The following is a 26,172-nucleotide window of genomic DNA, read 5'->3' on the forward strand; positions in this document are numbered from 1 at the left end:
GGCCGGGCGCTCAGGCTGCCGTCCAGGGAACACGGCAGGTGTGGGAGGCCGTTTCCTCGGGACACAAGGTGCTGATCACTGTCCTGCGGATCTCCCGACGCGTCCGCCGGGAACACAGCAGTCGGACGCGCAGCTCGACGGGTTGCCGATCGCCGCTGCTCTGCCCGGGATGTTCCACCGCCCACTGCTGCGCGAGGAAGTCGTACCCGTCCGCGGCCGAGGGCTCGCCCCCGGGAACGGTGTGCGCGACGGTCACGCCGACGATCCGGGTGTTCCGTGCGTTCCGGGAGCGCACGGCGTCCTCGACGAGGGTCAGGGCCCAGGCCAGCCCCTCCTCGTCCGCGTACAGTCCGAAGGTCAGTTTGCGCCTCCTCATCGCGTCAGACCTGTCTGGTGGTCGGCGTCGCCCCTGGCGAAGACGGCGGCGAACCAGGAGTAGACGGGGGCGAGCGTCGGTGACGCTGGCCAGCCGTTGACCGTGGCCAGGAGCTGCCAGTAGCGCTCGGCGTGGGGGTCGGCGGTCGTCCGCAGGCGGGCGAGGAGCCACCGGCGCAGATCGCCCTCGTCCGCGCATGCGAAGGCATGGGCGTAGAGGCCGCCCAGCGAATTGGCGAGGAATACGCCGCCGGCCGGGGCCGGCACGAGGCCGGCGGACACGGCCTCGGCGATCCGTTCGCGCATCGCCCGGTTGAGGGCGTCGTGCAGCGTGCCGACGTCCTGCCGGGCCGGCTCCCCCGCCTGGTCCTCGGCCATGCGGCGCAGCGCGGCACGGAACTCCTCGTTCTGGCAGAGTCCGGCGAGTTCCACCCAGGCCTCGACCTGTTCGGGCGTCGGATCGTCGGGGAGCTCGGGAGTGACGGACCGCATCAGGGCCTCGAATTCCGGGTTGGTGTGCGGCATCTCGAAGGCGTCGTCGATGAATCCCGAGATGAGACGGCTTCGTTCGGCCTGGGAGAGCGTGGCGAGTCGGTGCATGAGGTCCATCTCCAAGGGGGTGGGGCCGCGTCTGGCGACCGCGCGGAGTACGGCCCGGCGCAGGCGCAGCGTCCGGATCTGCACGTCCAGGGCCTGGGCGTGTGCTGCTGCGACTTCCGGCAGGGACACCTCCCGGTCCAGGACCTTGCGCACGGTCGCGAGATCGAGTCCGAGATCGCGCAGGGTGCGGACGAACTCCAGGCGTGCGAGCGCGTCGGGGCCGTAGCGGCGGTACCCCGCCGGGCTGCGGCCGGCCGGCGGGACGATGCCCTGGTCGGAGTAGAACCGGATGGTCTTCACCGTCAGGCCGGTCCGGCGGGAGAGGTCTCCGATGGAACGGAGCGTGTCGCTGTCGCTGTCGCTGTCCATGACCCCAGCTTGGTGTCTCCCCCCACGGGAGACTCAACCAGGCCCGGGGTCTTGTGCGGAGGCGCGCGTCCGGGTCCCGGCGGCCGGTCCGGCCGCCGGGACCCGGACGTCAGCCCGCCTGGGCGAGCGGGACCTCGGCCAGGCGTTCGCGCAGCGCCGCCCGGTCGGGTTTGCCGGCCGCCGTCAGTGGCAGAGCCGCGATCAGCAGGATCCGCTCGGGGTGTTTGCGCCGCTCCAGCCCGCGCCTGGTGAGGTGTTCGCCGAGGGAGGCGAGGGTGGGGTGCTGTCCGGCCCGGGGTACCACGCAGGCGGCCAGCCGCTCCCCCATCAGCGGGTCCGGGATGCCCACGCAGGCCACGTCGCGGATCTGGGGGTGCGCGGTGAGTTCGCGTTCCACCTCGGCCGGGCTGATGTTGGCGCCGCCGCGGATGACGATGTCCTTGAGGCGGCCGACGACGTGCAGGACGCTGTCGGAGTCGAGGTAGCCGAGGTCTCCGGTGCGGACCCAGCCGTCGGGCGTCCGGTAGCGGGCGTCCAGTTCGGGGGCGCCCACGTAGCACAGCGGGGTCATCGGACCGCGCGAGATGATCTCGCCGACGGCGCCGTCGGGAAGCGGTTCGTGCGTCTGCGGGTCGGCGATCCGGATCTCGGCGACCCGGGGGTCGGGATGCCCGGCGACGACACCGGTCCCGTCGGTGGGCGGCACCGTACTGCCCAGCCCGGTGTGGCAGTTGACGCCGTCGGCGGATCCGTAGAGGTTGACCACCGGACAGCCGAAGGCCTCGGCCGCGGCGGCCGCGGTGGTCTCGTCGAGCGGCGCACCGCCGAGGACCAGGGCGGTGGGCGCGGGCAGCTTCTCCCCCGTCCCGTCGAGGCGTTCGAGCATCATGCGGACCATGGTGGGCACGCCGAGGATGTGCGTCGGGCGGTGTTCGCGCACCGCCTCGATCGCCGTTTCCGGGGTGAAGTGGTCGAGCAGCACGAGCGTGCCGCCGTGCCGGGCGAGGGTGACGGCGGTGCCGTTGGACCCGAAGGCGGAGGCCAGCGGTACGAGGAAGAGGCAGCTCGGCGGGGTGCGGTCCGGGATGAGCGAGGCGAGGAAGTTGCCACGTCCGCCGGCCAGCGCGTTGTGGGAGTACGCGATCATCTTCGGCTCGGCCTCGGAGCCGGAGGAGACGAGGATGCGGGCGGCGCTGTCGGGGTCGGGCCGGGCGGGGACGAATCCGCTGGGGTCGGAGCGCAGCAGACCCGAGAGCAGAATCGTTCCTTCGGACGCAGGTGCGGACCCGGGGCCCGCGGCTATGACGTGGCGCAGCGCGGGGAGCGCCCTCGCGAGCGTGCTCAGGTCGGCCGCGTGCCGGACCTCCCGGTGCTCGGTCGCCGCGATGACGGCGACGGCCTCGGCGCGGCGCAGCAGGCACTCGGCCTCCAGGATGCCCCGGCCGACCGGGAACGGGAGCGCGATCGCGCCGAGCGCGGCCAGCGCCAGATCGGCGATGACGGCATTCCGGTTGTTGGGCAGTTGCACGCCGACCACGTCACCCGGGCCGATCCCGAGCTCCCGCAGGCCGGTGGCCAGACATCGGACCTTGCGGTCCAGCGCGGTGTAGCAGAGCTTGCCCTTGGCGTCGATGACGGCCGTCCGGTGCAGGTCGGCGATCTGGCGTGCCCGGAAGAGGCTGTAGAGGTCGAGGTCGGGGCAGGTTCCGTCGACCACCCAGGACCGGCGGAGTTCGGCGGGCAGCAGATCGTGCAGTACGAGCCTGTCGGCGGTCATGCGAAGCTCCAGGGGTCGGGGACTGCGGGGGCGCCGTGCGCGTCGCGGCTGATCGAGCCGGTGAAGCGCGGATCGTGGTGCAGGTCGGACAGCTCGGTGGTGACCGCGGTCGCGGCCAGCCCGTGCTCGCGCAGCCGGGCCAGGGCCTCGGTCGTGGTCAGGCCGCTCAGGTCGTGGGCGGCCGCGGCGCGGGCATCGGTGTCGGCGGGAGCGAGCCAGCCGTCCGCCGTCGGCCGCGGGACCCGGAACCCGGCCGGCCGCCGGGGGTTCTCGCCGCGGGCCGCCCGGCGCAGCGCCGGGGCGGTCAGCGTGTCGGCCGCGCCGAGCAGGGAGGAGTCCACCCGTACGCCGTGACCGGTGCGCTCGCGCAGCAGTAGCCCCGCGAGGACGGCCTCGGCGCCGAGCAGTCCGCCCAGCACGTCGAGCAGGGTCATCAGCGAGGGTGCCGGGGCCTCGCCCTCGGGGCGGACGGCCTCGCCGACGCCGGTACGGGCCTGGACCATGAAGTCGGTGCCCATCGGGGCGTCCTGGATCCGGTCCGCCCAGCCGCTGGTGTACGCGTAGACGAGCGCGGGATTGACCCGTGCGAGGTCCTCGGAGTCGAGGCCGAGCCCGGCGGCCTTGCCCGGCGCCCAGTTGTGCAGGAAGACGTCGGCCCCAGCGGCCAGATCCCGCAGGCGTCGCCGGTCGGCCCCGCTCCTGATGTCGATCTCGACGGCCCGCTTCCCCCGGTTGAGGGCGAGCCAGCGTGCCGAGATCCCGGAACAGGCCGGGGGCATGCCGCGCAGCGGGTCGCCGCCCGGCGGTTCGATCCGGATCACGTCGGCGCCGAGGCGCCCGAGCAGATGCGCCGCCAGCGGTGCCTGGATACGGCGGCCGGCCTCCAGCACGGTCAGCCCGGCCAGCGGTCCGCCGACCGGGACGCCCGGCGAGGTACCCGGCAGAACGCCGGGAGCCGGCCGGTCCGGCCCGATGGCCAGCGGCCCGGTGGCTGTCGGCAGCAGGGACCAGGGAGCTGCGCCGTCGTGTTCGGCGGCCCGCTGCGCGAGGGGGCGCAGGGCGCACACCTGCGCGCCGTAGGCGGCCGCGGCCCGGCGGATCCGCTCCCACGTGTGGCTCCGCGCCGTGAGGTGGAGGGCTGCCGGGAAGGGTGCGCAGGCGGTGGCGTAGCGGAACTGGAAGGGGCGCCAGCCGGCCCGCAGAGCCTCCGCGGGTGCCTCCAGCGCCTTCCAGAAGGCTGCCCAGGCTTCCGGATCGAGCGTCTCCAGTTCGAAGCGGACGCCGTCTGCGGAGGTGAAGGGTGGCCCTCCGGGCGCGAGTTCGGCCGCCTCGCCCTCCTCGGCCCCGGCGGCGGCGAGGTACTGGGAGACCGCCAGCAGGCCCGCCCGGTCCGCGCCGGTGGTGACCGCACGGACGGGACCGCCGCGGGCCTGGCCCACGAGGGCCGCGAGCAGCCCCTGCACGGCGAGGACTCCGGTGGCGGTGGCCGCGTAGTCGACGGCGAGGCCGCGCGGGCTGCCGTCGCGGCGGCCGTGCACGGCCATGATGCCGGTGGCGGCCTGCACGGTGGCCTCGTCGACGAGCCCGCCGGCGGGACCGGCCCAGGCGGCTGTCGCGTGCGCCGGGTCGAAACCGCCACCGGTGACGGTGGTGGTGCCGCCGGTGATCGTGGCGGCGGCGGTGGACTCGTCCCCCGGTGCGGGGTGGTCCGTCCGTGCGCCGAGCAGCCGCAGGTGGTCGGCGACGACGCTCGTGATCTGCGGGGGCCCCGAGGTGTCGAAGCGCAGTGTGTCGAGCGGCCGGACCGTCTGCGTGGTTGCTGGTGACGCCATGCCTCTCCTCTCCTGGCCCGGCGGTGGCCGGCGCCCGGGTCTTACCGAATGTGGGGAACCCGGGAGCGTCCGCGCCCGACCAGTTCCACGGACAGGGAGTCGGGCGGCCGTTCCCGCCAGTTCCCGGGAATGAGGAGGAAAGAAGTGACGGATCCAGCCACGGACCACACCTCGAATGCACAACAGGCCGCAGATACAGATGAGTTGAGGGATCGCATCGACCGGTTCGTCCGGTCCCGGCTGATCCCCCGCGAGGCGGTGCTGGACGGGGGCGGCCCCGCCGCGGCCGACGCGCTGGCCGAATTGCGGGGCCGGGCGCGGGAGGAGGGCCTGTGGGCGCTGCCGCTGCCCGCGGAACTGGGCGGCGGCGGGCTGGACTTCCGTACGTACGCCGGCCTGGCCGAGGTCGAGGGAGCCAGCGACCACGGTCCGGCCGCGCTGGGGTCCGCCCCACTGCTCGACGTGACGATGCTCGCGCGGCACGGCGGGGCCGCGGTCCGCGAGGCGTACCTGAAACCACTGGTCGCCGGGGACATGCGGACCTGCTACGCGATGACCGAACCGGACGTCCCCGGCACCGACCCGTTCGGGACCGGCACGCGCGCCGAGCCCGGGCCGGACGGCAGCTGGCTCGTCACCGGCCGCAAGTGGTTCACCTCCGGCGCCGCGGGGGCCGACCTGGTGACGGTCATGGCCCGCACCGGCGGGAGCGCCGGTGACCGCGAGGGGCTGTCGCTGCTGCTCGTGCCCACCGCGTCGCCCGGCTTCCGGATCGTGCGCGAACTCCCCGTCCTCGGTGCGGGGGGCCAGTACGAGATCGAACTCGACCGGGTCCGGGTCCCGGCCGACCACCTCCTCGGCGAGCCCGGGGACGCGCTCACCATCGCCGGGGAGCGCCTGGCGCTCGGCCGTACACTGCGCTGCCTGCGCTGGCTCGGCCAGGCCCAGCGGGCCTTCGACCTCATGTGCGAGCGGGCGGTCACCCGCAGCGGGTCCCGCGGGCCCCTCGCCGACCAGCAGCTGATCCAGAGTCATGTCTTCGACGCCCTGCTCGCCCTGCGCACCACCCGCCCCCTCGTCCACGAGGCCGTGGCCCTGATCCACGCCGGGCGGGACGCGCGTACGGAGGTGGGGCTCGCCAAGGTAGCTGCCGCGCGCATGCTCCAGCAGGTGGCGGACTCCGCCATCCAGGTCCACGGCGCCGCCGGGCTCGGCCCGGACACCCCGCTGCCCGCACTCCTGCGCACCGGACGCGCCGCCCGCATCCTCGACGGCCCGGACGAACTGCACATCACCTCCGTCGCCCGCCGCGCCCTGCGCGCGTACGGGCAGCAGGACCGCCCCCTGGCCGGCTCTTCCGGACCCGGCAGGGCTCGGCGGGAACCGGACGGGACGGTCTAGACGCGGGTGATGTCGACGACGTCGTGCAGGGCGGCGAGGCCGAGGGTCAGGAAGAAGTCGCCCCAGACGAGTTCGTGCCGGACCGCCAGCCCCTTGTCCGCGTCGTAGCAGCCGTCCAGCAGCATCCCGGGCGGGCGTCCCGAGCCCGGGCCGCTGACGTGGTTCGCCGCGAGCCGGCCGAGGATCGCCTCGGCCCGGTACGCGCATTGCGCCGCGCGGGGGCCGGGCACTCGGGCGAGTTTCAGCAGGGCGACCGCGGTGATCGCGGCGGCCGAGGTGTCGACCGGCCCGTCCGGCCGGGCCGAGTCGGCCGCCGGCACCAGGAACTCCTCCTGCGCGAGCAGGAGTTCGGCCACCGCATCGAGTCGGTCGGCGGTGCGGGCGGGGCCGGCCGCCGCGAGGTCCGGGCGCAGCAGGGCGTCGGCGACCGCCAGGAGCAGCCAGGCCCGCCCGCGGCTCCAGCCCGGTGGCGGGTCGGCGCAGGGCTGCCAGCCCGTGCCCGCGTCGAAGCGCAGGGCGGGAGTCAGCGCCGCAGCAGTCGGCACCGCGGGGTTCGGCGCCGCAGGAGTCGACACCGCGGGGTTCGCGCCGAGGCAGAGGTCGAGGTGGCGGTGGAGGTGACCGGCCGCGGCGGCGGCGCCCTGCGGTCCGGCCCCGGCCAGCAGCGGTACCGTACCCGGCACGCCGTCCACGCGGGCGAGCAGTCGGGGCCCGCCGAGGGCGTCCCCCCAGGGCACGAGCCCCAGTTCACGGTCATGGGCCGACAGGACGGCCCGGGCGGCCCGGGCCCGGAGCGCGGCGGCCCCGGCATCGTCGCCGGCCGGAGCGGTGCCGTACCAGAAGATGAGGCCACGGGTGGCGGTGTCGGCCGCCACCCACGGTTCGAGCCGGGCCGTGCACGCGGCGGCGGCGCGCCGGTCGGCCTCGTCCCCGGTGTACCGCGCCCTCAGCCAGAGCAGGCCCGCCCAGAACCCGCCGGTCCACGAACCGCGCCCGGTGGTCTTCCAACGGCCGTCCTCCGGTTGGGCGTACAGCGGGAAGCGGGGGCCCACGGCAGCCGCGGTCACCGCAACCCGCTCCATGACGGCTTCGAGGGCCCGGCCGAGCCCGGCGCCGGCCGCGCTCATGCCGCGCCCTCCCGCCGGTCCCGTACGGCCCACAGGAACGCGACGGCTCCCGCCGCGGCGAACTCCGCCGCCACCAGCAGCCAGCCGGGCCCGTAGCGGCCGCTCTGCGCGAGCAGGCCGAACAGGGGCGGGCCCACGGCGAATCCGCCGAAGAACCCGGCCGCGACCAGCGCCGAGTCCTGCCCGGCCCGGCCGGGTGCGGCCCGCTGCATGACCAGCACCATCGAGACGGCGTTGCCGGAGACGGCGAACACGCCCACGGCGATCGCCCCGACCCACACCAGCGGGGCGGCCACGAGGGCGGCCGCCAGCAGTACCGCCGCTGCCAGGGCCCCGCAGGCCAGCCCACCGGGGAGCCACTCGGCCCGCCCGGGCCGGGCCGCCTTCGACCACCCCACCCGGCCGACGATGCCCGCCACGCCGAGTACGGCGACCAGCGCGGCCGCCGCCGTGGGACCCATGCCCAGCCGCTGCGCGCCGAAGAGGGCGAGGTAGGTGTTGACCGACGCGATGCCGGCTCCGAGGAACAGGGAGAACACCGCCAGCCAGGCCACCATCCCGCGCGGCACGAGCGCCGTGCGCGGCCCGGCGGGCGGCGGGGCGGGGTCGGCCGGCAGGACGCGCAGGGCCCACAGCCCGGCGAGCAGGGCGGCGCCGGCGCCGGTCCAGACGGCGCCGCGCCAGCCGATGCCGCCCGCGAGGAGCGCGAGCGGCAGTCCGGCGGCGAAGGCGCCCAGCTGCACACCGGACTGCTTGAGCCCGGTCACCGCGCCCCGCCGGGCGGGCGGGACGGCGCGCAGCACGGCCTTGTTGGTGGCCGGGTTGGCCAGCGCCTGGGGTACGCCGCCCAGTGCGACGGCCCCGAGCAGCAGACCGGCGCCGGGTGCGGCGCCGATCAGGGCGAGCGCCGCCGCGGACAGCAGCAACAGGACCACCAGCGAGCGCCGCGGGCCGATCCGGTCCACGATCCGGCCGCCCGCCGGGGACAGCACGGCAGCCGTACCGAATCCGATCGTGGTGGTCAGCCCCAGGACCGCGGGAGACACGCCGAGTTCGGTCACCAGGCGCGGGCCCAGCGCACCCAGGAGGAACAGCTGCAGCATGGAGAACGCCATGGCGCAGGTGAGGAGCGCGGTCAACTGCCGTCCCGCCCCGCCGCCCTTCTCCATCGGCGATGCGGTCGCCGTCCCCTCCGCGGCCACGAAGTCTCCCTTCCCAGGACGTTGAACTCTTCGAGCGAGCGGGTAGGCAGTCGGATGGACCGGCGGGACGGTTCCCCCGGCCCCTTGTGCCCTGCACCACACGAGGCGGGCAACCCCGCCATGACGAGGCAGGACGCGGGAACTTGTCCGGAAGTGCGCACCCTGATGTGTGGCTCGAGCGGCCGGTGCAAGGATGATCCCTCCATGAACCCGGTCCGCTGTTTACGCGCCGTGAGGGCTGCGATGTTCGCAGCCCTCTGTGTGCTGCTCGCGGCCACCGGCCACCTGCTCATGTCGGGTACGGCGGTGCCCTGGTGGGCCCTGGCCGTCGCCTTCCCGGCCGCGGCGGCGACGGCGTGGGCCCTCGCCGGGCGGGAGCGTGGACTCCTGGCCGTCACGGCGGCGGCCGTCGCCGTCCAGGCCGCGCTCCACACCGGTTTCACCCTGGCCCAGTCCTTCGTCGCGGCCGCCCCGACGGCCGGATCCGGGCAGATGTCACAGCCGCCGCCCGGCGTCGGGATGCCGGAAGCCGGTACTCACGTGCACCATGCGATGCACGGGGTAGTGGACACCGCTTCCGCCCTGACCGTCACGATCGGCGCACCCGGCGCGACCGGCGCGCCGCTGCCGGGCGGTATGCACGCGGCGGCCGGTATGTCGCCGACCGGCATGCTCGCCGCCCACCTGCTGGCAGCCGTGCTGTGCGGGGTGTGGCTCGCCCACGGCGAGCGGGCCGCCTTCCGCTTGGTGCGGGCCGTCGCCGTCCGCCTCTGGACTCCGCTGCGCCTGCTGCTCCGTACGGCCGTACCCGCGCGCCGGCCGGCCGTACGGATCCGCCGGCGGCGGGCCCACCGCGCACCGCGCCGGCTGTTCCTCGCCCACGCCATCACCTCACGGGGTCCCCCGGCGGGAACCGCTGTCCTCTGACAGCTGGTTCCCCGAGCCGCGCCCGCGACCGCTCTCGCACCCGCACCCGCACCCGCACCCCAGCGCCTCGGGCATCGGCCGTGCCTTCCGGCAGGCCGCTCTCCCCACCGGCCCCGCCCGCTCGCGGCGCCGGACACCCCTTGCCCGTAAGGACCTTGTGGCGATGACTGCTGCCCTGACGACCCCTTCCTGTACCACCGGCGACCGGCCGGCCCGGCGCACCCCCGACTCCGATGCGGAGGTGACCCGGCTGGCGCTGGACGCCCGCGACGGAGATCCCGTCAAGACGGACCGCTTCGTCCGCGCGCTCCACCGTGACGTCTGGCGCTACGTGGCCTACCTGAGCGCGGACACCCAGGCGGCCGACGACCTCACCCAGGACGTCTTCCTCCGCGCACTGGCGAGCCTGCACCGCTTCGAGGGCCGTTCCTCCGCGCGGACGTGGCTGCTGTCCATAGCCCGCCGCACGGTGGTGGACAGCCTCCGGCACGCGGCGGCCCGGCCCAGACTGTCGGACCGCTGCGACTGGCAGACGGCCGCCGAGCAGACCCAGCCGTACGACGTGCCGGGCTTCGAGGACGGCATCGCCCTGGCGGAGCTGCTCGCCCTGATCCCGTCCGAGCGCCGGGAGGCCCTGATACTGACCCAGTTGCTCGGGCTGTCCTACGCCGAGGCGGCCACGGCCGTCGGCTGCCCGATCGGTACGGTCCGCTCCCGCGTGGCCCGTGCCCGTACCTCGCTCATCGCGCTCCTGACGGACACCCGAACGACCGATCCGGCCCCGGAGCCGCCTGCCCCGCGGGCCCCGCGGGCCGACCGCACCGCCCCCGGAACGGCCCGGACGGCGGGCGAGCGCACCCTCACGGCGGCGGCCCTCGCCTGATCCTCCGGACGGGCGTGACGGAGGGAGGGGCTGCGGAGCGCGAACGGCGCCCCGTGGCCCCTCCCGCGTCTTTGAGTACGGCTTCACCGCCCGGCGTGGATACACGCGTGGAACGAGACGGACGTCCGCGGCGCAGGCCTGGGGCGGGGAACCGGAACAGGGGCCGGGAGCCGGGGCCGCGAGCCGGTCGGCAGTGGCCCGCAGCCGCACGCCGGACCCGGCCCGGCCGGGCCGGGCCGGACAGGTGGTCGTCCGGCCGGGCACATGCTCGCGACCTGGCCTTCGACCACCTCGCGAACACGTCCGGCAGCTGTTCCCGAAGCGTGCCCGGTGGCATGGCGGCGGGGCGCGCAGACATGCTGCGGCGCCGCCCGGCCGCAATGGCCGGACGCGCGGCAAGATATCAGCCTTCCGCGGACTCGCCGGGATGTTTATCCGATGGTGATGTCCTCCGGCAGTGGCGCCGCGCCCGGCACTAGCGTCCCGTCACACCCCGGGAATGCGGGTGTGCACCGCACAGCTTGTGCGGCCCCTCCTGCCCCGCCACCCCCTCCCGGCCCTTGGAGCGAGGAGGCACAGTGCTGTCAATGCGGCGGAGATCCATCAGCGGCTTGTCGATGGCCACGAGATACACGATCGGAAGCGGCCTCGTCATCAGCGCCCTTGCCCTCACGCTGATCGCGCTGCTGATACCCGTGGACAGTTTCGGCAGCCGTGCCTCGGCCGCCGTCACGGGTCAGGCGGCCGATGACGACGGCGGCGGCACCGTGAGCACGGCCTTTGGACCACTGACGGCGGCGGACCGGGACTTCATCCGCAAGGTCCGCCTCGCCGGACTGTGGGAGCTGCCCGCAGGCCGCCAGGCCCAGCAACGCGGGTCCCGGCCCGCGATCAAGACGGCCGGCCAGCACCTGATCGACGGCCACACCGAACTGGACCGGCAGGTCATCCAGGTCGGCCAGGCCCTCGGTGTCGATCTGCCCAACCAGCCGTCCGCGCAGCAGCAGGACTGGCTGGGCCAGATGAACCGCGCACGCGGAGAGGAGTACGAACGACTGTTCGTCCAACTGCTGCGCAAGGCTCACGGAAAGGTGTTCGCCCTGCTGGCCGGAATTCGGTCACAGACCAAGAACTCGATGGTCCGGGCTCTCGCCACGTCCGCCAACACCACGGTTCTGGACCACATCACGGTCCTCGAAGACACCGGACTCGTCGACTTCGACGCGCTTTCCGACAATGTCCAACCGACGAAGTGAAGTGATCGCATGAGTGCAAAGGGCCACAAACGCCCACGGCTGTCGAACAAGGTTCTGGGCGTGATCTCCGCGCTCGTACTGGGCGGTGGCGGGGTAGCCGTCGTCGCCGGAAACGCGTCCGCCGGCCAGGAGGGCAACCGTGCGCAAGAGATGACAGCCACCATCGACTGCCCCGACGTGGGAGAGAAGCTCACCGCGGTCCCCGACCAGGCCAAACCCGAGGTCGACAAGAACCTCGCCAAGCTGGACGACCAGGTGGCCGAGGCCTACAAGCAGCTCGCCGCCGGCAAGGTGAAGGGCGACGCCGCCCTCCTCGGCAACCTGAAGCAACAGCGCGACCAGACGATCAAGGGCGTGACCGACGCGATAGGCAAGGCCGGCCAACCTCCGGCGGAACTACAGGCCTTGAGCGCGTGCACGATGAAGCAGGCGCCCGCGGCGGACGACGCCGCCGCCGCGGCCGCGAGCAAGGGCGAGCAGGGCGTAGCCGCCCAGGCCACAGGGCAGAAGGGCGGTCCGTCCAAGAACGACTTCGTCAACATCACGAAGATCCGACCGAACGTGAAGAATCCGGCGGCCCAGGCGGGCGCCTCGAAGGGATCCTTCATCTCGCAGTGCGGCCGCAACGAGAACGGCCACTTCAACCCCGACAACGTCATCGTCGCCCCCGGCGTCTCCAACGGCGCCCACCACATGCACGACTACGTGGGCAACAACTCCACCGACGCCTTCTCCACCAACGACAGCCTCGCCAAGTCCGGCACCACCTGCGGCAACGGCGACCAGTCCAGCTACTACTGGCCCGTGCTGCGGTTGCGTGACGGCAAGGTGGAGCGGGACGCGAAGGCCCCCGGCGGCGGCCAGGACGGCAACGTCGGCACCATCCTCCAGCCGAAGCAGGTGTCGATCACCTTCAAGGGCAGCCCCGTCGGCAAGGTCACGGCGATGCCCCGCTTCATGCGCATCATCACCGGTGACGCCAAGGCCTTCACCAACGGCAATGCGAACGCCAACGCCTCGTGGAGCTGCACCGGCTTCGAGAACCGCCAGCTGAAGGACAAGTACCCGGTCTGTCCGAAGGGCAGCGACGTGGTGCGTTCCTTCACCTTCCAGAGCTGCTGGGACGGCAAGAACATCGACAGCGCCAACCACCGGACGCATGTCGCCTTCCCGGACAAGAACGGCCGCTGCCAGAAGGGCTTCAAGGCCATTCCGCAACTGGTGATGCGCCTCACCTACGGGGTGGCCCCCGGTGCCCGCTTCGCCGTCGACAGCTTCCCCGAGCAGTTGCACAAGCCGGCGACCGACCACGACGACTTCATCAACGTGATGTCCAACGGCCTGATGAACAAGGCCGTCGGCTGCATCAACGAGGGACGCACCTGCCGCTGATCCCGCGGCAGAACTCCCCCCTCCAACTCCCGGGCCGGACGCTCCCCCCTCCTCCACCACCGCGTCCGGCCCGGGAAGGTGTTGGCCCGAAGCCGACTTCGGGCCAACACCGCATGTGTGTACAGGGCCCCGGCGTCCTGACCGCGTCCCGGCCCCGTACCCACAGAACAGTCCGGCCCGGCCCCGTGATACGGGGCCGGGCCGGACTGCGTGCGGTGCGATTCTGTTGGTTCGCTGCTGTTCTGTTCGGTCCTACAGGCCGTTGACGCGGGCCATCCGGCCGACGACCAGGGGGGTGAAGTCGGCCTGGATCACACGGGCGGCCCTGCGGCCCACCCGCGAGTGCTGGCGTCGTACCTGGGCCATCAGCCGGCGGCTGCGCAGGGCCATCTCCAGCTCGAAGCGGGTGCGGGGGTCACGCAGGCCGGTGCCGAAGAGCTTCTCCAGCTGGCGCATCCGGTACCGGACGGTCTGCGGGTGCACGCTCAGCGCCTTGGCGGCCTCGGGAGCCCCGCCACCCTCCAGCCAGGCGAGCAGGGTCACCTCCAGCCGCTCGCTCTGGCGGGGGGTCAGGTCGGCCAGCGGGCGCAGCCAGCGGGCGGCGAGCGCGTGGGCCAGGGGCTCGTCCTGGAGCAGCAGGAGGGTCGAGAGGTGGTCGTCCACGAAGACGGGCCGGACCTCAACACCCGGGCGGGCGGGTGTCAGTGCGGACAGGCGCAGGGCCCAGCGCAGCGAGGAGGCCGTGTCGCGGAGCGGTACGGCGTGGCCCACGGCCGCGAACCGGCCGCGCAGCAGGTGTTCCAGCGGCGCGCGGTTGTCCGGGTCGGAGCTGGGGACGAGCAGGCACGGGCGGCCCGCGAACATGCCGACGAGGGCGTGGTCCAGTACGGCGGCGAGCTGCTGGGTCTCACCGGGTGTGGCCGGCACGATGGCCCGTACGGCCGGCGGGAGGGGCCAGCCGGCCGCCTCCGCGAGCTCGCTGAGGGACATCTCGGATGCGGCCCTGTCATCGGTAAGGGTCTTGAAGAGGTTCTGCCGTGCCTGGTCGCTCCCGCGGACGCCTTCGAGGCGGCCTTCGTGCCGGCCTTCGTGCCGGCCATCGTGCCGGGCTTCGAGTCGTGCTTCGCGGAGGCCGACGGGGCGGACCTCGCGAACGCCGTCGGCGCGGGCCTCACGCAGGCCCTCGTGCCGGCCCTCGTGCGTGACCTCGCACTCCTCCCGGGCCGCGAGCCCGGGGTCGATCCCGGATGCGGTCCCGCGCCGGGCCTTGCTCTCGAACTTGTTCTCGACCTCGACCTGGTTCTCGATCTCGTCCTCGCTCTCGGCCTGTTCATCGTGCTCGTCCGGTGCTTGTTCCGGGGGTTGTTCCTGGTAGCCGAGGACGGTGAGGAGCGCCTCTTCCACCCGCTGCCGGAACAACTCGTCATCAATGGCATCGTTGTCATCGATAAGTGCGGAAAATTCCGGAATTCCATGCAGAAGCTCCTCCACTATCTCGGCGGCCAGCGCGGGGAGTTCCCTGCGCAGGACGCGCGTCCACTCGCCACGTGGGCGGGACCAGATGCGGTTCAGAAGTTCACACATCGTTTTCCTCGTTCGTGCCGGGGTGAGGCTTGTCCGGGGAAGAGCGACAAGCCCGTCGAGGTTGCCTTCCATGCCAACACCCTTGTCTGACACGGGAGTTGCGGCCCTCGTACTCCCTCCTGGAGAGGTCCGACCACTTACGGTCCCATTCTTTTGCCGTGATTTTGCCGTCTGGGACGCGTAGGTGACGGGCGGCGCGGTGGCCTGTCGCAACCTCCGCTGGAGGGGAATCTTCCGGTGTTGTTCGATGCGCCGTAGACGCGGTGCGAGAAATTATCACGTTTCGATAAAACCTGTGGAGCTGCTGTGCAGCTCCACGATGCTGCTGCACTCCGGCTGCCCCAAGTTCCCTCGGCCGGCGCGGAGTTTCACAGCGCTGCCGGGCACGACGACAACGACCCCCGGGTGCCGAGCGCCAGGTGGAGTGCTCGGAGCCCAGGCGCACAGGAGAACTGGATGCCCCTGTCCCAGCCTCACATGCCCAGCTCACACAGAGCCCGCCGCCGGAGCCGCCATGCGGCTGCGGCTCCGGCGGCCGGAAGGCGGGCCGTTCGGCGGCCCTCCCTCCTTTCCACGCCCGGAAGGCTGAGTCCCGGCGTGCTCATCGCCGTGGGCGCGGCCATCGTGGCCGTCACCGTGGCTGCCCGAGCGGGCGCCCTGACCCAGCTTTGGGACTTCCTCGACTTCGGGGCGGGCGTGCTCTCGCTCGTCTCGCTCACCGCCACCGTCCTGTGGGGACTTGCCGCGACCGACCGGGTGATCCTGGGTTCGGGACACCGGCTGGTCGCCCAGGCGGCGCACCGCGGACTCGCCGTGTCGGGCCTCGGTTTCCTGGCCCTGCACATCTGGGTCAAGATCGCGGAACAGCGGACGACCGCGTCGTCCGCGATGATCCCCTTCACGGACGGCGCCCGGCCGGTTCTGGTCGGACTCGGCAGCCTGGCCGGATATCTCTTCCTCGCGGTGGCCATCTCCGGTGCGGCGCGCAGCGTGTTCGCGACCAACCGCCGCTCGGCCTTGTGGCGCGCCCTGCACTTCGGCGCCTATCCGGCATGGGGCGCGTCACTGGTGCACGGCCTGAAGTCGGGCCGCGCCGCCGACACCTGGGTCACGGCTGCCTACGGACTGGCCCTGCTCGGTATCGTCGGCGTGCTCGCACTGCGCGTCAGGACCCGGATCCAGTACGCGGCCTCCCTGCCACCCATCCCCTCACCCGTGCCGCAGACGCCCGTCAAGGCCACGGTCCCCCGGCCGAGGCGCGCGACGCGGCCGGCAGCGGCGGCCGTGACCGCGAGCCCGGCCTCCTCACCACCCCTGCCCGAACAGCCACCGCGTACCGCCGTGTACGCGCCCAGCCGGGCCGGCGGTGCCTCCGACGGCGAGGACTTCGCCACCCGAGGGCGGGGAATGTGAGCGGCGACCCGCGCCCCACCCTCGGCTGTGTGGGCGCCCCCCGGCTGCTGGCCGGACTCGACCAGGCCGCGCGGCTCGACCGCGTGGCCCATTTGACGACTCACGGCCAAATGCCCCGCTACCGGCCGGAGGAACTCGTCGACCTCGCCGAGAACATCGACCTCCGCGGTCGCGGCGGCGCGGGCTTCCCCTTCTCCCGGAAGCTGCGCGCCGTCATGCGGTCGGCCCGCGCCGGGGACGGACAGACCGCCGTCGTCGTCAACGGCAGTGAGGGCGAGCCGAGTTGCCTCAAGGACACCGCGATGCTGCTGCACGCCCCCCATCTGGTGCTCGACGGGGCCCTGCTCGCCGCCGCCGCGCTGAACTCAGAGGACGTCGTGGTGGGCGTCACCCGGGGGGACGTGGAGCAGTCGCTGCGGGAGGCCGTCGCGGAACGCGGCCCGGCAGGGCGCCGGGTGCAGATCACGCGGCTCCCCGAGCGCTTCGTCACCGGAGAGGGAACGGCGCACGTGAACGGTCTGAACGGCGGCCCGACGCTGCCGTCCGGACAGAAGGTGCGCACCAGTGACCGGGGCCTGAACGGCATGCCCACCCTGTTCTCCAACACCGAGACCTTCGCCCAGCTCGCCGTCGCCGCCCGGCTCGGCGCGCTGGACTTCCGCACGACCGGCCTGCCCAGCGAGCCGGGCACCATCCTGCTGACCATCTCGGGCTCCACGGTCGTCGAGACACCGAGCGGGGCCGCGCTCTCCTACATCCTGGAGCTGTGCGGTACCGATCCGGGCCAGGGCGTCCTGGTCGGCGGCTATCACGGCAAATGGCTCGACCCGGCGTCCGCACGCGCCGCCGAGATCTCACGGGAGTCCCTCGACCGGCTCGGCGCGCGGCTGGGGGCGGGGGCGGTGCTGCCGCTGCCCATGGACACCTGCCCGGCCGGCGAAGTGGCACGGGTGACCCGCTGGATGGCGAAGGAATCCGCCGGCCAGTGCGGCCCCTGCGTACGGGGGCTGCCCGCCATGGCCGACGTTCTGGAGGACGCCATTCGGGGCGGGGGCAAGGCCGCCCTCGAAATGCTGGAGCTGCGGATGAAGGCGGTGCTGCGCCGCGGTGCGTGCAGCCATCCCGACGGCACCTCGGCCTTCGTCGCCTCGGCGCTCAGGACCTTCCCGGACGAGTTCCGGGACCACGCGCTCGGCAGCGGATGCGGCAGGCGGGTGCTGGGCGCCCTGCCCCTGCCCGAGGACGACGAGACTCCGGAGCGGCTGCTGGTCGACTGGACCCTCTGCAAGGGGCACGGGCTGTGCGTGGACGTGCTGCCCGACGTGGTCCGGCTCGACCTGGACGGCTTCCCGGCGGAGGCCTCCATGGCCGTACCCCGGCAGCTGCGGCAGAAGGCGTTGCGCGCGGTGCGCCGCTGCCCGGCCCTTGCCCTGCGCATCCAGGACTGAACCAATGCCCCGGGTTCAATGTTGGCGCGATCTGACAAATTCCCGGTGATATTCGCTCCCGCCGGTCCGGGCCCCGTATCAATTACCGGGGGCAAGGAAACGCGGAACCGAACCTGAAGGAGAGATCGTGAAGAAAATGCGTCGCGAGATATTCGCCGTGTCGGCAGTCGCGGTACTGATGATGACGGCCGCATGCGGAAGCTCGGACAATTACGGGGGAAAGGCACCCGCAGTTCAGCCGGTGGGCGACAGCAAACAGGCCGGATCCGCCGACGACATCTACGGCGGCGGCGCCGGGGGCGGCGCAGTCCCCGCGGGCCAGCTCGGCAAGACGGGGCCGGCCGGCCAGATGAAGGTGAGCGAGATCCAGGGCCTGGGCGCCGCGGTCACCGACAGCGAGGGTTTCACGCTCTACCGGTTCGACAAGGACACGCCCAAGCCCCCCAAGTCCAACTGCGAGGGCGACTGCGCGGCGACCTGGCCCGCGGTGTCCGCGGAAGGCGCCTCGGTCAGCGCGGGAATCGATGCGGCGCTCCTCGGCTCCGTCGAGCGGTCCGACGGTACCAAGCAGCTCACGCTCGCCGGCTGGCCCGTGTACCGCTACGCCAAGGATGCCAAGGCGGGCGACGCCCTCGGTGAGGGCGTAGGCGGCACCTGGCACGCGCTCGGCCCCGGCGGGAAGCCCGCGGGCAAGGGCGGCGCCGCCGAGGGCGGCGAGAAGGAGGAGAAGAAGGAGGAGGAGAAGCCGGCTGCGGAGGCGAAGGCCTCCGGACTCACCGCCGTGCAGAACCCCGAGCTCGGAACCCTCGTCGAGGACGCGGAGGGCAAGACGCTCTACCGGTTCGACAAGGACAGCGCCTGGCCGATGAAGATCGGCTGTGTGGACGCCTGCACGGACACCTGGAAGCCCGCCAAGCCCGTCGACAAGGCAAACGTAAGCGGAATCGCTCCTGAATTGATCGGGAAGGTGAAGCGCCCCGACGGCAGCGAGCAATTGACCATCGACTGCTGGCCGGTTTACACATTCACCGGCGACAAGGAGCCCGGGGACACCACCGGGCACAACAACAAGGGTCTCTGGTTCGCCATCACCGACAAGGGCAAGAAGGCGAAGGTCGTCAACTAGGGAATTCCGCGGCGCACCGGTCCTCCCCCCGAAATCGCGTGGTGCCCGGGTACCTCCCCACCCGGGCGCCACGACCCCTCCCCGATCAGCCTGAGAGGTTGCCATGCCGTCCACCGACCGCAGCACCCGCCGCGCCCGGCGGATCCTTTCGTCCCTTCCGGCTGTTGCCGCGGTGTGCGTCGCCGCGCTGCTGTGCGGTGGCTGCTCCGCGAAGGCCTCGGCGCACCACGCCCCGGCCGGGGCGAAGGAGACGGCCGCGGAGTCGGCCAAGGGCGCCGCGGCGGCAGGTCCCGCGACCTCGATCGAGCAGATCGCCACGGCTATCGGCTGCACCGCCGAAGTGAACGTGGAGGCCGAGGAACTGCGCCAGGGCGGCTGCGAGGCCGGTCAGGTCATCTACCGCATGGTCACCTTCACCGCCGAGCAGGGCCTGAAGTCCTGGCTGACCGAGGCCCGGATGTACGGCGGCATCTATCTGGTCGGGGACCGTTGGGTCGTCACCGCGCAGACGGAGGAAGCCCTGACCACCCTGCGCGGACGGCTCGGCGGCGACCTGCAGACCGGCGACACCCATGCCGGGACCGACGGCAAGACCGGTGGCGAGACCCACGACGGCGGCTCCGGCCACTAGATCCGGTCCGCAGCACCTTGCGCACGCCGCAGTCGGCCACTTGTCCTGTTATCGGCTCGTTCGTGAGGAGCACAGAGCACGACCCTTCGGGATGATTCGGCGGCGCTCGGCGTGCAACAAGGTGGACGCGTCAGTGACTTCACCGAAAGGAACGGCTCAGTGCGCCTGAAACCACGCCTCGCACCACTGCTCGCCGCGGCCGGACTCGTCGCCACCACCGTGCCCCTGCTGTCCGCGACCCAGGCCTCGGCCGCCCCGGCCTCGGACCATCTCCGGCAGAAACCCGCCTGGCACCGCTGCAGTCCCGAGCTGCCGGCCTCGTACGAGTGCGCGACGCTCAAGGTCCCGCTCGACTACCGGCGTTCCGACGGGCGCACCATCGACCTCGCCATATCCCGGATGAAGAGCGAGAACCCGGCCAAGCGGCACGGAGCCATGCTGCTGAACCCGGGGGGCCCGGGCGGTTCGGGGCTCGATCTGCCGCTGCTGATGAACGAGGCGATGCCGAAGGACGTACGGGAGCAGTACGATCTCATCGGCTTCGACCCGCGCGGGGTCGGCGCCAGCAGCCCGCTCACCTGCGGACTGACCGACGCCGAGCAGAACTTCAACCGCGCCTACCGCCCGGAGACCTTCGGCTCCGACGTGACCTGGGCGCGTACCGTCGCCGACAAGTGCCGTGAGAAGGCCGGGTCGGTGCTGCCGCACATCACCACCCGCAACACGGCGCGGGACATGGACACCATCCGCGCGGTCCTGGGCGAGCGCAAGCTCTCGTACCTGGGCTACTCGTACGGGACCTACCTCGGCGCCGTCTACTCGCAGATGTTCCCGGACCGCACGGACCGCTTCGTGCTCGACAGCGGCGTGGACCCGCAGCGGATCTGGCGCGGCATGATCCAGGTCTGGGCCACCGAGGCCGAGCCCGCCTTCGCGCGGTGGACGCAGTGGGCGGCGCAGCGGTCGGCGGAGTACGGGCTGGGCGACACCCCGAAGGCCGTGTCCGAGACCTTCTGGGGGCTGGTCGCGCGCGCCGACAAGGAGCCGATCGAGCTCGACGGCATGAAGGTCGACGGGGACATGATCCGCGCCGCGCGCGGGGTGTTCTTCTACCCGGCGCAGGCCACCCCGATGGTCGTGGCCCTGAAGGCGGCTGCCGAGGGCGGGCCGTTGCCCGCCGACGTCACCGTGACGCAGCTGAAGCGGCTGCTGACGGGCGGCGCCGCGGCCGAGCCCGCCTCGGACAACGGCACCGCCGTGTTCTGGGCCGTGGCGTGCGGGGACACCGGCAGCTGGCCCCGGTACACGGAGCAGTACGAGCGGGACGCGGCCAAGGACAAGGTCAGGTACCCGCTGTACGGGGACTTCGCTTCCAACATCATGCCGTGCGCGTTCTGGGACCGGCCGGCCGAGGCGGCCACGCCGATGAACAAGAAGGCGAACGTGCTGACCGTGCAGAACGAGTGGGACTCGCAGACCCCGCTCGTCAGCGGCCAGGGCCTGCACCGCGCCCTCAAGGGCTCGCGCATGGTGCTGGCGGCCGGCGGTGAGGGCCACGGCGTGTACCTCTTCGACCCCACCTCGTGCGCAAACGCCCCGGTCAACGCGTACCTGACCACGGGCCGGCTGCCCGACCGGGACGTGACCTGCCAGAACCCGCCGGCCGCTGCCGAGCGGCGTGATGCGGCGGCGCCGTCGAAGCGACTGCCCTTCCCGTCCGGCCCCGGCCGGTTCTGAACGGACCGGGATCCGGCGAACGATCGGTGGGCCCGGCTCGAACCGCTGCTGACGCGCGGAATCGGGCCGGGCCGTCCGGATGCGGGGTCAGACCATGACGAGCAGCCGTGTCTTCGGCTTGAGCTTGCGGTTCACCGAACGGCTCTGCACGTACACCTCCAGCTCGGGATTGCGCCCCGCCTTCACGGAGACGGTCCCCCGGATGCCCGTGCCGAAGAGAAGACTGCGGGCCGCGTCGCCCGTGTACGCGCGGTCGGTGTCCTTCTCGACCACGATGACCTCCTTGTCGGGCTGAACCTGCACCCGGGTACCCAATTGGTAGTAGCAGGCGCCGCGTTCGTAGGTCACGCCCGGATGCGAGTCGACGAAGGACCGGATGTCCGTCTCCGTGTCGACCTTCAGCAGCCGGTACTTGTCGGCAGGGACCGGTTCGAGCTCGGCCCGCACGTCGTCGACCGAGAGGTCCTGGCCGACCGCGAACAGGTTCTTCGTGCCGCGTACGCCCTTCTCGCGGCCGCGGAGAAAGCCGGTGGCGGCGGCGCGCACGGTGCCGATCGCCTCCTCCACGCCCTCCTGGGAATCCGCGTCCCAGATGGCGATGTTCCCGGCCGGGAAGCCGTAGTTCTGCGCGGTCCGCTTCGCCAGGGAGTTCGGGACGAGGATGGCGGACGTCCAGTGGGGCGGAAGTGCGCCCATCTTCGCCGCGATCCGGTCGAGCCAGGGGCCGAGGACGGCCATGTCGCCGTCGTGCCGCCGGTCGCCGCCGGAGGCGTTCTCCTCGCCGTCCGTCACCACGATCTGGAGGAAGCTGTGCTCGCCGTACTCCTCCCAGATGTGGCCCAGGTCCTCCAGTGACTTCAGCGAGGCCTCGATGAGGGCGGTGGCGCCGTTGTTGACCTTGTAGAGCCCCCGCATGGACGGCAGGTGTTTCACGTCCATGTCCCAGACCAGGTTCTCCACCTTGTGGTCGAAGGAGTAGAGGCTGATCCGGGTCTCATGACCGAGGCTGTCCGACTCGGCCTTCAGTCCCGCCACGAACTCGTCGACAACTCGGATGAGTTGACTCTGGTGCTGCCGCATGGAACCCGAACAGTCCACTACCAGCGCGACGTGGTTGACCTTGTGCTGGATCTTGTTGGCGGACACGCTTCAGCTCCTTCTCCGTGGCTCCCCAGGTGATGAATCCACCCTAGGAGGAGCCACTGACAACGGAGCCTGACGGACGATCACCCCCTGGCCACCGGGTCGCGGTGGACCGGCCGGGGGCTCGGCTATGCGGGGAGCGAGGCCTCCGCGGCCGCCTTGATCCGGCGGCCGAAGTCGGGGGCGTCCTTGCGGGCGGCGCTCAGCGCGAGGCCGACGAGCAGCTTGCCGAGGCCGTGGCCTTCGAGCGTGTTGAAGATCCGGACGCTGGTGCGGCTGCCGGGGAGGGCTTCGAGGTCGTAGCCGCCCTCCGCGGTGACGAGGTTGCGGGTCTGCTCCGTCCAGCGGATCAGCCGCGGCGGGTCGAGGCCGACGATGCGGAACTCGCGGCCCGTCTTCATCCCGGCGTCCTTGACCGTGCTGCGGAAGACCGTGCCGAGGGCCGTGGGGCCGTCCGGGGTCTTGGTGATCTCCTGGACCCGGGGGCTGAACTCGGGGTCGTGCCGCCCGTCCGCCAGATAGGCGAAGACCGCGTCCACCGGCCGGTCGATCTCGACACTCGACTCGAACTGTCCGGACATGTCAGCTCCTCGGTGCGGCTACCTGTGATCCACGATCCCAGACGCGGACTCCTCGCGCACGCCGGGGCCCACGTGGCCGCCGCGCAGCGGGGTCAGCAGCCCCGCTCCGAGGACCAGCAGGCACAGCGCCCCGCCGGCCACGCTGACCGCCGGTACGCCGTGGCGGGCGGCCAGCATCGTGAGCACGGCCACGCCCACCGGGCCCGAGGCGTTGTGCACGGTCCAGAAGGCGGATGTGACCCGGCCGAGCAGATGGTCCGGGGTCACCTCCTGGCGCAGGGTCATGGTGCAGATCCCGCCCAGGGTGATCCCGAACATGAAGACGGCGGACAGCGCGGCGATCACCAAAATGCTGCCGCTGACGCCGGTCACGGTCACCCCGACGGCGATCATCGCGATCGAGGCGAGCCAGCACGTGCCGAAGCCGAGGATCCGGCGCAGCCGTCCCGCGCAGAGCGCCGCGGCGACGGAGCCGGCCCCGCCGACCGCGATCACGCAGCCGAGGGTGGCCGCGTCCCGGCCGAGGTCGTGCTGGACGCGGTAGATCAGCAGGTCCGTGGCGCCCATGGTGACGAAGGTCAGCAGGGTGAGCTGAAGGGTCAGCGGGCGCAGCAGCGGATGGCTCCACAGGAAGCGGAAGCCGACGACGAACATCTCCCGCAACACCCCGGCCCCGGCGGTGTCCGCGTGTTCCCCGACGGGCCGGGTGGGCCGCGCGGTGAACCGCACCCATCCGAGGCTGGCGGCGGAGACCAGGAAGGTCGCCCCGTCCACGGCCAGCGCCCGGTCCGCGCCCGCTGCGGCCGTCAGGAGACCCGCCACCACGGGACCGAGCAGGCTCCCGAGGGCGAAGGTGCCCATCAGCCGTCCGTTGGCGGCCGTGAGGTCCTGCGTACGCACCAGGTTGGGGATGGCCGTCACGTACGCGACGTCGAACAGGGTCTTCAGTACGGCGACCAGTGCGGTCAGCACGTACAGCAGCCAGACCTGCGGCCCCGCGGCCCACCAGACCAGCGGGACCGCGCCGAGCAGCACGGCCCGCACCAGATCGCAGGCGATCATGAGCCTGCGGCGGTCCGTCCGGTCGACGACGTACCCGGCGAACACTCCCGTGCCGATGGCGGTGGCCCCGGAGATGACCGTGACCAGACCCATCTGCACGAGGGACCCGGTGGCGTCGAGGACGAGCAGGGGCAGTGCGAGCAGCGATACGGACCCGCCGAGGACGGACAGCGCCTGGCCGAGCCAGAAGATGTTGAAGTCCTTGTTCCGCCGCAGCGGCGGCCTGGCACCGCGGGTTCCGGATTCCGCCGAGGTGGTCCCTCCGATGGTCCCGCTCCCCCGTCCGTGCGGCCGCCGTCGCGGTCGGTCGACAGGTGCGAGGGTAGGCGACCCGGTCCGCCGCCCGCCAGCGCGTTCTTGGCCCGGCTCCCCCTGGTCCCGGGGGGTATCCCCACCCGGAACGGGCCGGGTGGCATGATCGCTGCGGACACGCGCCCCGGAGAGGCTGGGACCGGAACATACCGCTGGATTCCCGACGTCTCCGCAGGAGTTGGCCCGTGCACGCACAGACATGGCACACGCTTCGATCTTTCCTTCGGCCGCAGGGCGGCCGGCGCAGGGCCGCGACGGCCGCGGCCGCGGTGGCCGTCTGCGCGCTGACGGTCGGCGCGCTGGCGCCGCCCGCGGCATCCGCCGCCCGGCCGGACGCGGTCCAGCAGGGTCTGGACGCACTGGTGCGCTCCGACGGCCTGCCCGCCGCGCTGGCGAGCGTCCAGGACGGCAAGGGCCGCACCCGTACCTACACCGCGGGAGTGGGCGACCTGGCCACCGGGGCGAAGGTGCCGAACGACGGGCAGGTGCGGATGGGCAGCACCACCAAGACCTTCACCGCGGTGGCCGTCCTGCAACTGGTGGTCGAGGGGAAGGTCGGCCTCGAGCAAAAGGTCGACACCCATCTGCCCGGCCTCGTCCGCGGCGAGGGGATCGACGGACGCAACATCACCGTCCGTCAACTGCTCCAGCACACCAGCGGCGTTCCGGACTACGAGAAGGACGTTGACGACGCCTTGCTCCGGCGCCGGTACCTGGAACCCCGCGACATCCTGGACATCGCCCTGCGGAACAAGGCCGACTTCGCCCCGGGGGAGAAGTGGGCCTACAGCAACACCAACTACGTGCTGGCCGGCCTGATCGTCCAGAAGGTCACCGGCCGGCCGCTCGCCGAGGAGATCGACAGGCGCGTGGTCCGGGCCGCCGGACTGCGCCACACCTACTTCCCGGCCGCCGGTGACACGACCGTCCGGGAACGGCATCCCCGTGGCTACCGCCAGGAGTCGGCGGGCGCGCCGTGGCGCGACGTCACGGACATCGACCCGTCCGCGGCCTGGGCGGCGGGCCAGATGATCTCCACCAACTCCGACCTCAACCGGTTCTTCACCGCGCTCCTGGCCGGGGACCTGCTGCCGGACGCGCAGCTCGCCGAGATGCGCACCACCGTCCCCCTCGGGGACACCGGCGCGGGCTACGGACTGGGCATCATGAGCAGGCCGCTGTCGTGCGGCGGCGTCTACTGGGGCCACGGCGGCGACATCATGGGGTACGAGACCCGCGGCGGGGTCACCGACGACGGCCGCGCGGCGGCGAACGTCACGGTGACCGCCGTCCCGGCCGAGGTGGCGGCCACGAGGCACGTCGAGAGCGCCGTGGACACGGCCCTGTGCGCCGCGCAGCGGAAGTAGCCGGACGGCCTAGGCCGTCTCTTCCGGATCTTGCCGGGCCCGCGACGTCCGGCACCGCACCTCGCCGCGTTGTCGGGCCCGCCCCGGTACGTCCAGTACAAGGACGACCCTCCGCCTTGCGATCCACGGCACCGGACGCCGCGGACTCGGCCGACAAGATCCGAAAGAGACGGCCTAGCCGAGCAGGGCGTACACCGTGGAGGCGGTGGCCGCCGGGTCCTGGGAGCCCTCGGGGGTCAGAGTGATGTCCGCGAAGGCCATCCGCCTGCCGAGCTTGGTCACCCGTACGTGGATCAGCACGTCGGCCCCGACCACCGGCCGCTGGAAGCTGGTGGACTGCTGGACCGTGGTCATCGGCCCGTAGGCCCCGCGGGCGGCGGAGATCGCGATGACGGTGGCCGTGTCGGCGGCCGCCATCATGGCCTGGCCGGAGAGGCCGCCGCCGTCGCGGGCCAGCTCGTGGGACCAGGGCAGCCGCAGTACGGCGTGCCGCTCCCCCGTCTCCTGGACGGTCAGTCCGAGAGCGAGCACCCAGGGGGCGAAGTTGTCGGTAAGGATCTTGTCTGCGTCTGCCGGTGAGATCGTCACCGGGCGATTGTGGCGGTCCGGCCGGACCGCCACAATCCC

Annotated in this window: 22 protein-coding genes; 11 read left to right on the top strand and 11 right to left on the bottom strand. The window is 72.5% G+C overall.

From position 1 onward, the window contains the following. Nucleotides 1–10 precede the first annotated feature (10 nt). The 4 genes from OG373_RS07420 to OG373_RS07435 all read right to left on the bottom strand — a co-directional run bounded on the left by OG373_RS07420 (nucleotide 11) and on the right by OG373_RS07435 (nucleotide 4,953). On the bottom strand, nucleotides 11–376 hold the full coding sequence (locus OG373_RS07420; protein ID WP_405436856.1) for a hypothetical protein: 366 nt from the start codon (nucleotides 374–376) through the stop codon (nucleotides 11–13). Continuing rightward, entirely contained in the window at nucleotides 373–1,344 is a 972-nt protein-coding gene (locus OG373_RS07425; protein ID WP_405436858.1) for a MerR family transcriptional regulator, read from the bottom strand. The genes OG373_RS07420 and OG373_RS07425 overlap by 4 nt, the downstream gene beginning before the upstream one ends. Before the next feature lie 109 nt (nucleotides 1,345–1,453). Continuing rightward, nucleotides 1,454–3,121, bottom strand: a complete 1,668-nt coding sequence (locus tag OG373_RS07430; protein WP_405436860.1) for a class I adenylate-forming enzyme family protein — start codon at nucleotides 3,119–3,121, stop codon at nucleotides 1,454–1,456. Further along, complete coding sequence (locus OG373_RS07435) at nucleotides 3,118–4,953, bottom strand: CoA transferase (RefSeq protein WP_405436862.1); 1,836 nt, start codon at nucleotides 4,951–4,953, stop codon at nucleotides 3,118–3,120. The genes OG373_RS07430 and OG373_RS07435 overlap by 4 nt, the downstream gene beginning before the upstream one ends. Before the next feature lie 204 nt (nucleotides 4,954–5,157). Here OG373_RS07435 and OG373_RS07440 point away from each other — a divergent pair, with 204 nt between their 5' ends. Beyond that, entirely contained in the window at nucleotides 5,158–6,354 is a 1,197-nt protein-coding gene (locus tag OG373_RS07440) for an acyl-CoA dehydrogenase family protein (RefSeq protein ID WP_405436863.1), read from the top strand. On the opposite strand, the gene OG373_RS07445 is transcribed toward OG373_RS07440, so the two are convergent. Continuing rightward, entirely contained in the window at nucleotides 6,351–7,481 is a 1,131-nt protein-coding gene (locus tag OG373_RS07445; RefSeq protein ID WP_405436865.1) for a sugar ABC transporter permease, read from the bottom strand. The two genes, OG373_RS07440 and OG373_RS07445, sit on opposite strands and share 4 nt — an antisense overlap. Beyond that, the gene (locus tag OG373_RS07450) at nucleotides 7,478–8,650 is read right to left on the bottom strand and encodes an MFS transporter (RefSeq protein ID WP_405443970.1); all 1,173 of its coding nucleotides are present in this window, start codon (nucleotides 8,648–8,650) and stop codon (nucleotides 7,478–7,480) included. Before OG373_RS07450 ends, OG373_RS07445 begins: the two co-directional genes overlap by 4 nt. A gap of 276 nt (nucleotides 8,651–8,926) precedes the next feature. On the opposite strand from OG373_RS07450, the gene OG373_RS07455 reads away from it, so the two are divergent. The 4 genes from OG373_RS07455 (at nucleotide 8,927) to OG373_RS07470 (ending at nucleotide 13,141) form a co-directional block, all read left to right on the top strand. Then, a complete protein-coding gene (locus OG373_RS07455) occupies nucleotides 8,927–9,610 on the top strand; it encodes a hypothetical protein (RefSeq protein ID WP_405436867.1) in 684 nt (227 codons plus the stop codon). Nucleotides 9,611–9,773: 163 nt separating this feature from the next. After that, on the top strand, nucleotides 9,774–10,493 hold the full coding sequence (locus OG373_RS07460; RefSeq protein WP_405436869.1) for a sigma-70 family RNA polymerase sigma factor: 720 nt from the start codon (nucleotides 9,774–9,776) through the stop codon (nucleotides 10,491–10,493). Between the two features lie 617 nt (nucleotides 10,494–11,110). After that, the gene (locus OG373_RS07465; protein ID WP_405436870.1) at nucleotides 11,111–11,749 is read left to right on the top strand and encodes a DUF4142 domain-containing protein; all 639 of its coding nucleotides are present in this window, start codon (nucleotides 11,111–11,113) and stop codon (nucleotides 11,747–11,749) included. 9 nt (nucleotides 11,750–11,758) lie between these two features. Beyond that, nucleotides 11,759–13,141 (top strand): DUF1996 domain-containing protein, encoded by a 1,383-nt coding sequence (locus tag OG373_RS07470; protein WP_405436871.1) that lies wholly within the window; start codon nucleotides 11,759–11,761, stop codon nucleotides 13,139–13,141. 252 nt (nucleotides 13,142–13,393) lie between these two features. Here the strand turns inward: OG373_RS07470 and OG373_RS07475 are convergent, their stop codons facing one another. Further along, the gene (locus tag OG373_RS07475) at nucleotides 13,394–14,725 is read right to left on the bottom strand and encodes a PucR family transcriptional regulator (protein ID WP_405436873.1); all 1,332 of its coding nucleotides are present in this window, start codon (nucleotides 14,723–14,725) and stop codon (nucleotides 13,394–13,396) included. A gap of 597 nt (nucleotides 14,726–15,322) precedes the next feature. On the opposite strand from OG373_RS07475, the gene OG373_RS07480 reads away from it, so the two are divergent. From OG373_RS07480 to OG373_RS07500, 5 genes are all read left to right on the top strand, one after another. Further along, nucleotides 15,323–16,138, top strand: a complete 816-nt coding sequence (locus tag OG373_RS07480) for a hypothetical protein (RefSeq protein ID WP_397729496.1) — start codon at nucleotides 15,323–15,325, stop codon at nucleotides 16,136–16,138. Further along, complete coding sequence (locus OG373_RS07485) at nucleotides 16,135–17,586, top strand: NADH-ubiquinone oxidoreductase-F iron-sulfur binding region domain-containing protein (protein ID WP_397729497.1); 1,452 nt, start codon at nucleotides 16,135–16,137, stop codon at nucleotides 17,584–17,586. The genes OG373_RS07480 and OG373_RS07485 overlap by 4 nt, the downstream gene beginning before the upstream one ends. Nucleotides 17,587–17,722: 136 nt before the next feature. After that, nucleotides 17,723–18,712 (top strand): SCO0930 family lipoprotein, encoded by a 990-nt coding sequence (locus OG373_RS07490; protein WP_405443972.1) that lies wholly within the window; start codon nucleotides 17,723–17,725, stop codon nucleotides 18,710–18,712. Between the two features lie 103 nt (nucleotides 18,713–18,815). Further along, a complete protein-coding gene (locus OG373_RS07495; protein WP_405436875.1) occupies nucleotides 18,816–19,343 on the top strand; it encodes a hypothetical protein in 528 nt (175 codons plus the stop codon). Nucleotides 19,344–19,502: 159 nt separating this feature from the next. Further along, a complete protein-coding gene (locus tag OG373_RS07500) occupies nucleotides 19,503–21,080 on the top strand; it encodes an alpha/beta hydrolase (protein WP_405436877.1) in 1,578 nt (525 codons plus the stop codon). An 87-nt stretch (nucleotides 21,081–21,167) separates the two neighbouring features. Here the strand turns inward: OG373_RS07500 and OG373_RS07505 are convergent, their stop codons facing one another. The 3 genes from OG373_RS07505 to OG373_RS07515 all read right to left on the bottom strand — a co-directional run bounded on the left by OG373_RS07505 (nucleotide 21,168) and on the right by OG373_RS07515 (nucleotide 24,133). Next, nucleotides 21,168–22,226: a VWA domain-containing protein gene (locus OG373_RS07505; RefSeq protein WP_405436878.1), complete on the bottom strand. Its 1,059-nt coding sequence runs from the start codon at nucleotides 22,224–22,226 to the stop codon at nucleotides 21,168–21,170. 125 nt (nucleotides 22,227–22,351) lie between these two features. Then, nucleotides 22,352–22,804 (bottom strand): SRPBCC family protein, encoded by a 453-nt coding sequence (locus OG373_RS07510; RefSeq protein ID WP_405436880.1) that lies wholly within the window; start codon nucleotides 22,802–22,804, stop codon nucleotides 22,352–22,354. A gap of 18 nt (nucleotides 22,805–22,822) precedes the next feature. Beyond that, nucleotides 22,823–24,133, bottom strand: a complete 1,311-nt coding sequence (locus OG373_RS07515) for an MFS transporter (protein ID WP_405443974.1) — start codon at nucleotides 24,131–24,133, stop codon at nucleotides 22,823–22,825. A 314-nt stretch (nucleotides 24,134–24,447) separates the two neighbouring features. Between OG373_RS07515 and OG373_RS07520 the strand changes: the two genes are divergently transcribed. Further along, nucleotides 24,448–25,545, top strand: a complete 1,098-nt coding sequence (locus OG373_RS07520; RefSeq protein WP_405436882.1) for a serine hydrolase domain-containing protein — start codon at nucleotides 24,448–24,450, stop codon at nucleotides 25,543–25,545. 174 nt (nucleotides 25,546–25,719) lie between these two features. Here OG373_RS07520 and OG373_RS07525 read toward each other — a convergent pair whose 3' ends face one another. Next, a complete protein-coding gene (locus OG373_RS07525) occupies nucleotides 25,720–26,133 on the bottom strand; it encodes a PaaI family thioesterase (RefSeq protein ID WP_405436884.1) in 414 nt (137 codons plus the stop codon). Nucleotides 26,134–26,172 lie beyond the last annotated feature (39 nt).

The sequence above is a fragment of the Streptomyces avidinii genome (assembly GCF_045161815.1).
GTDB classification, from domain to species: Bacteria; Actinomycetota; Actinomycetes; order Streptomycetales; family Streptomycetaceae; genus Streptomyces; species Streptomyces avidinii.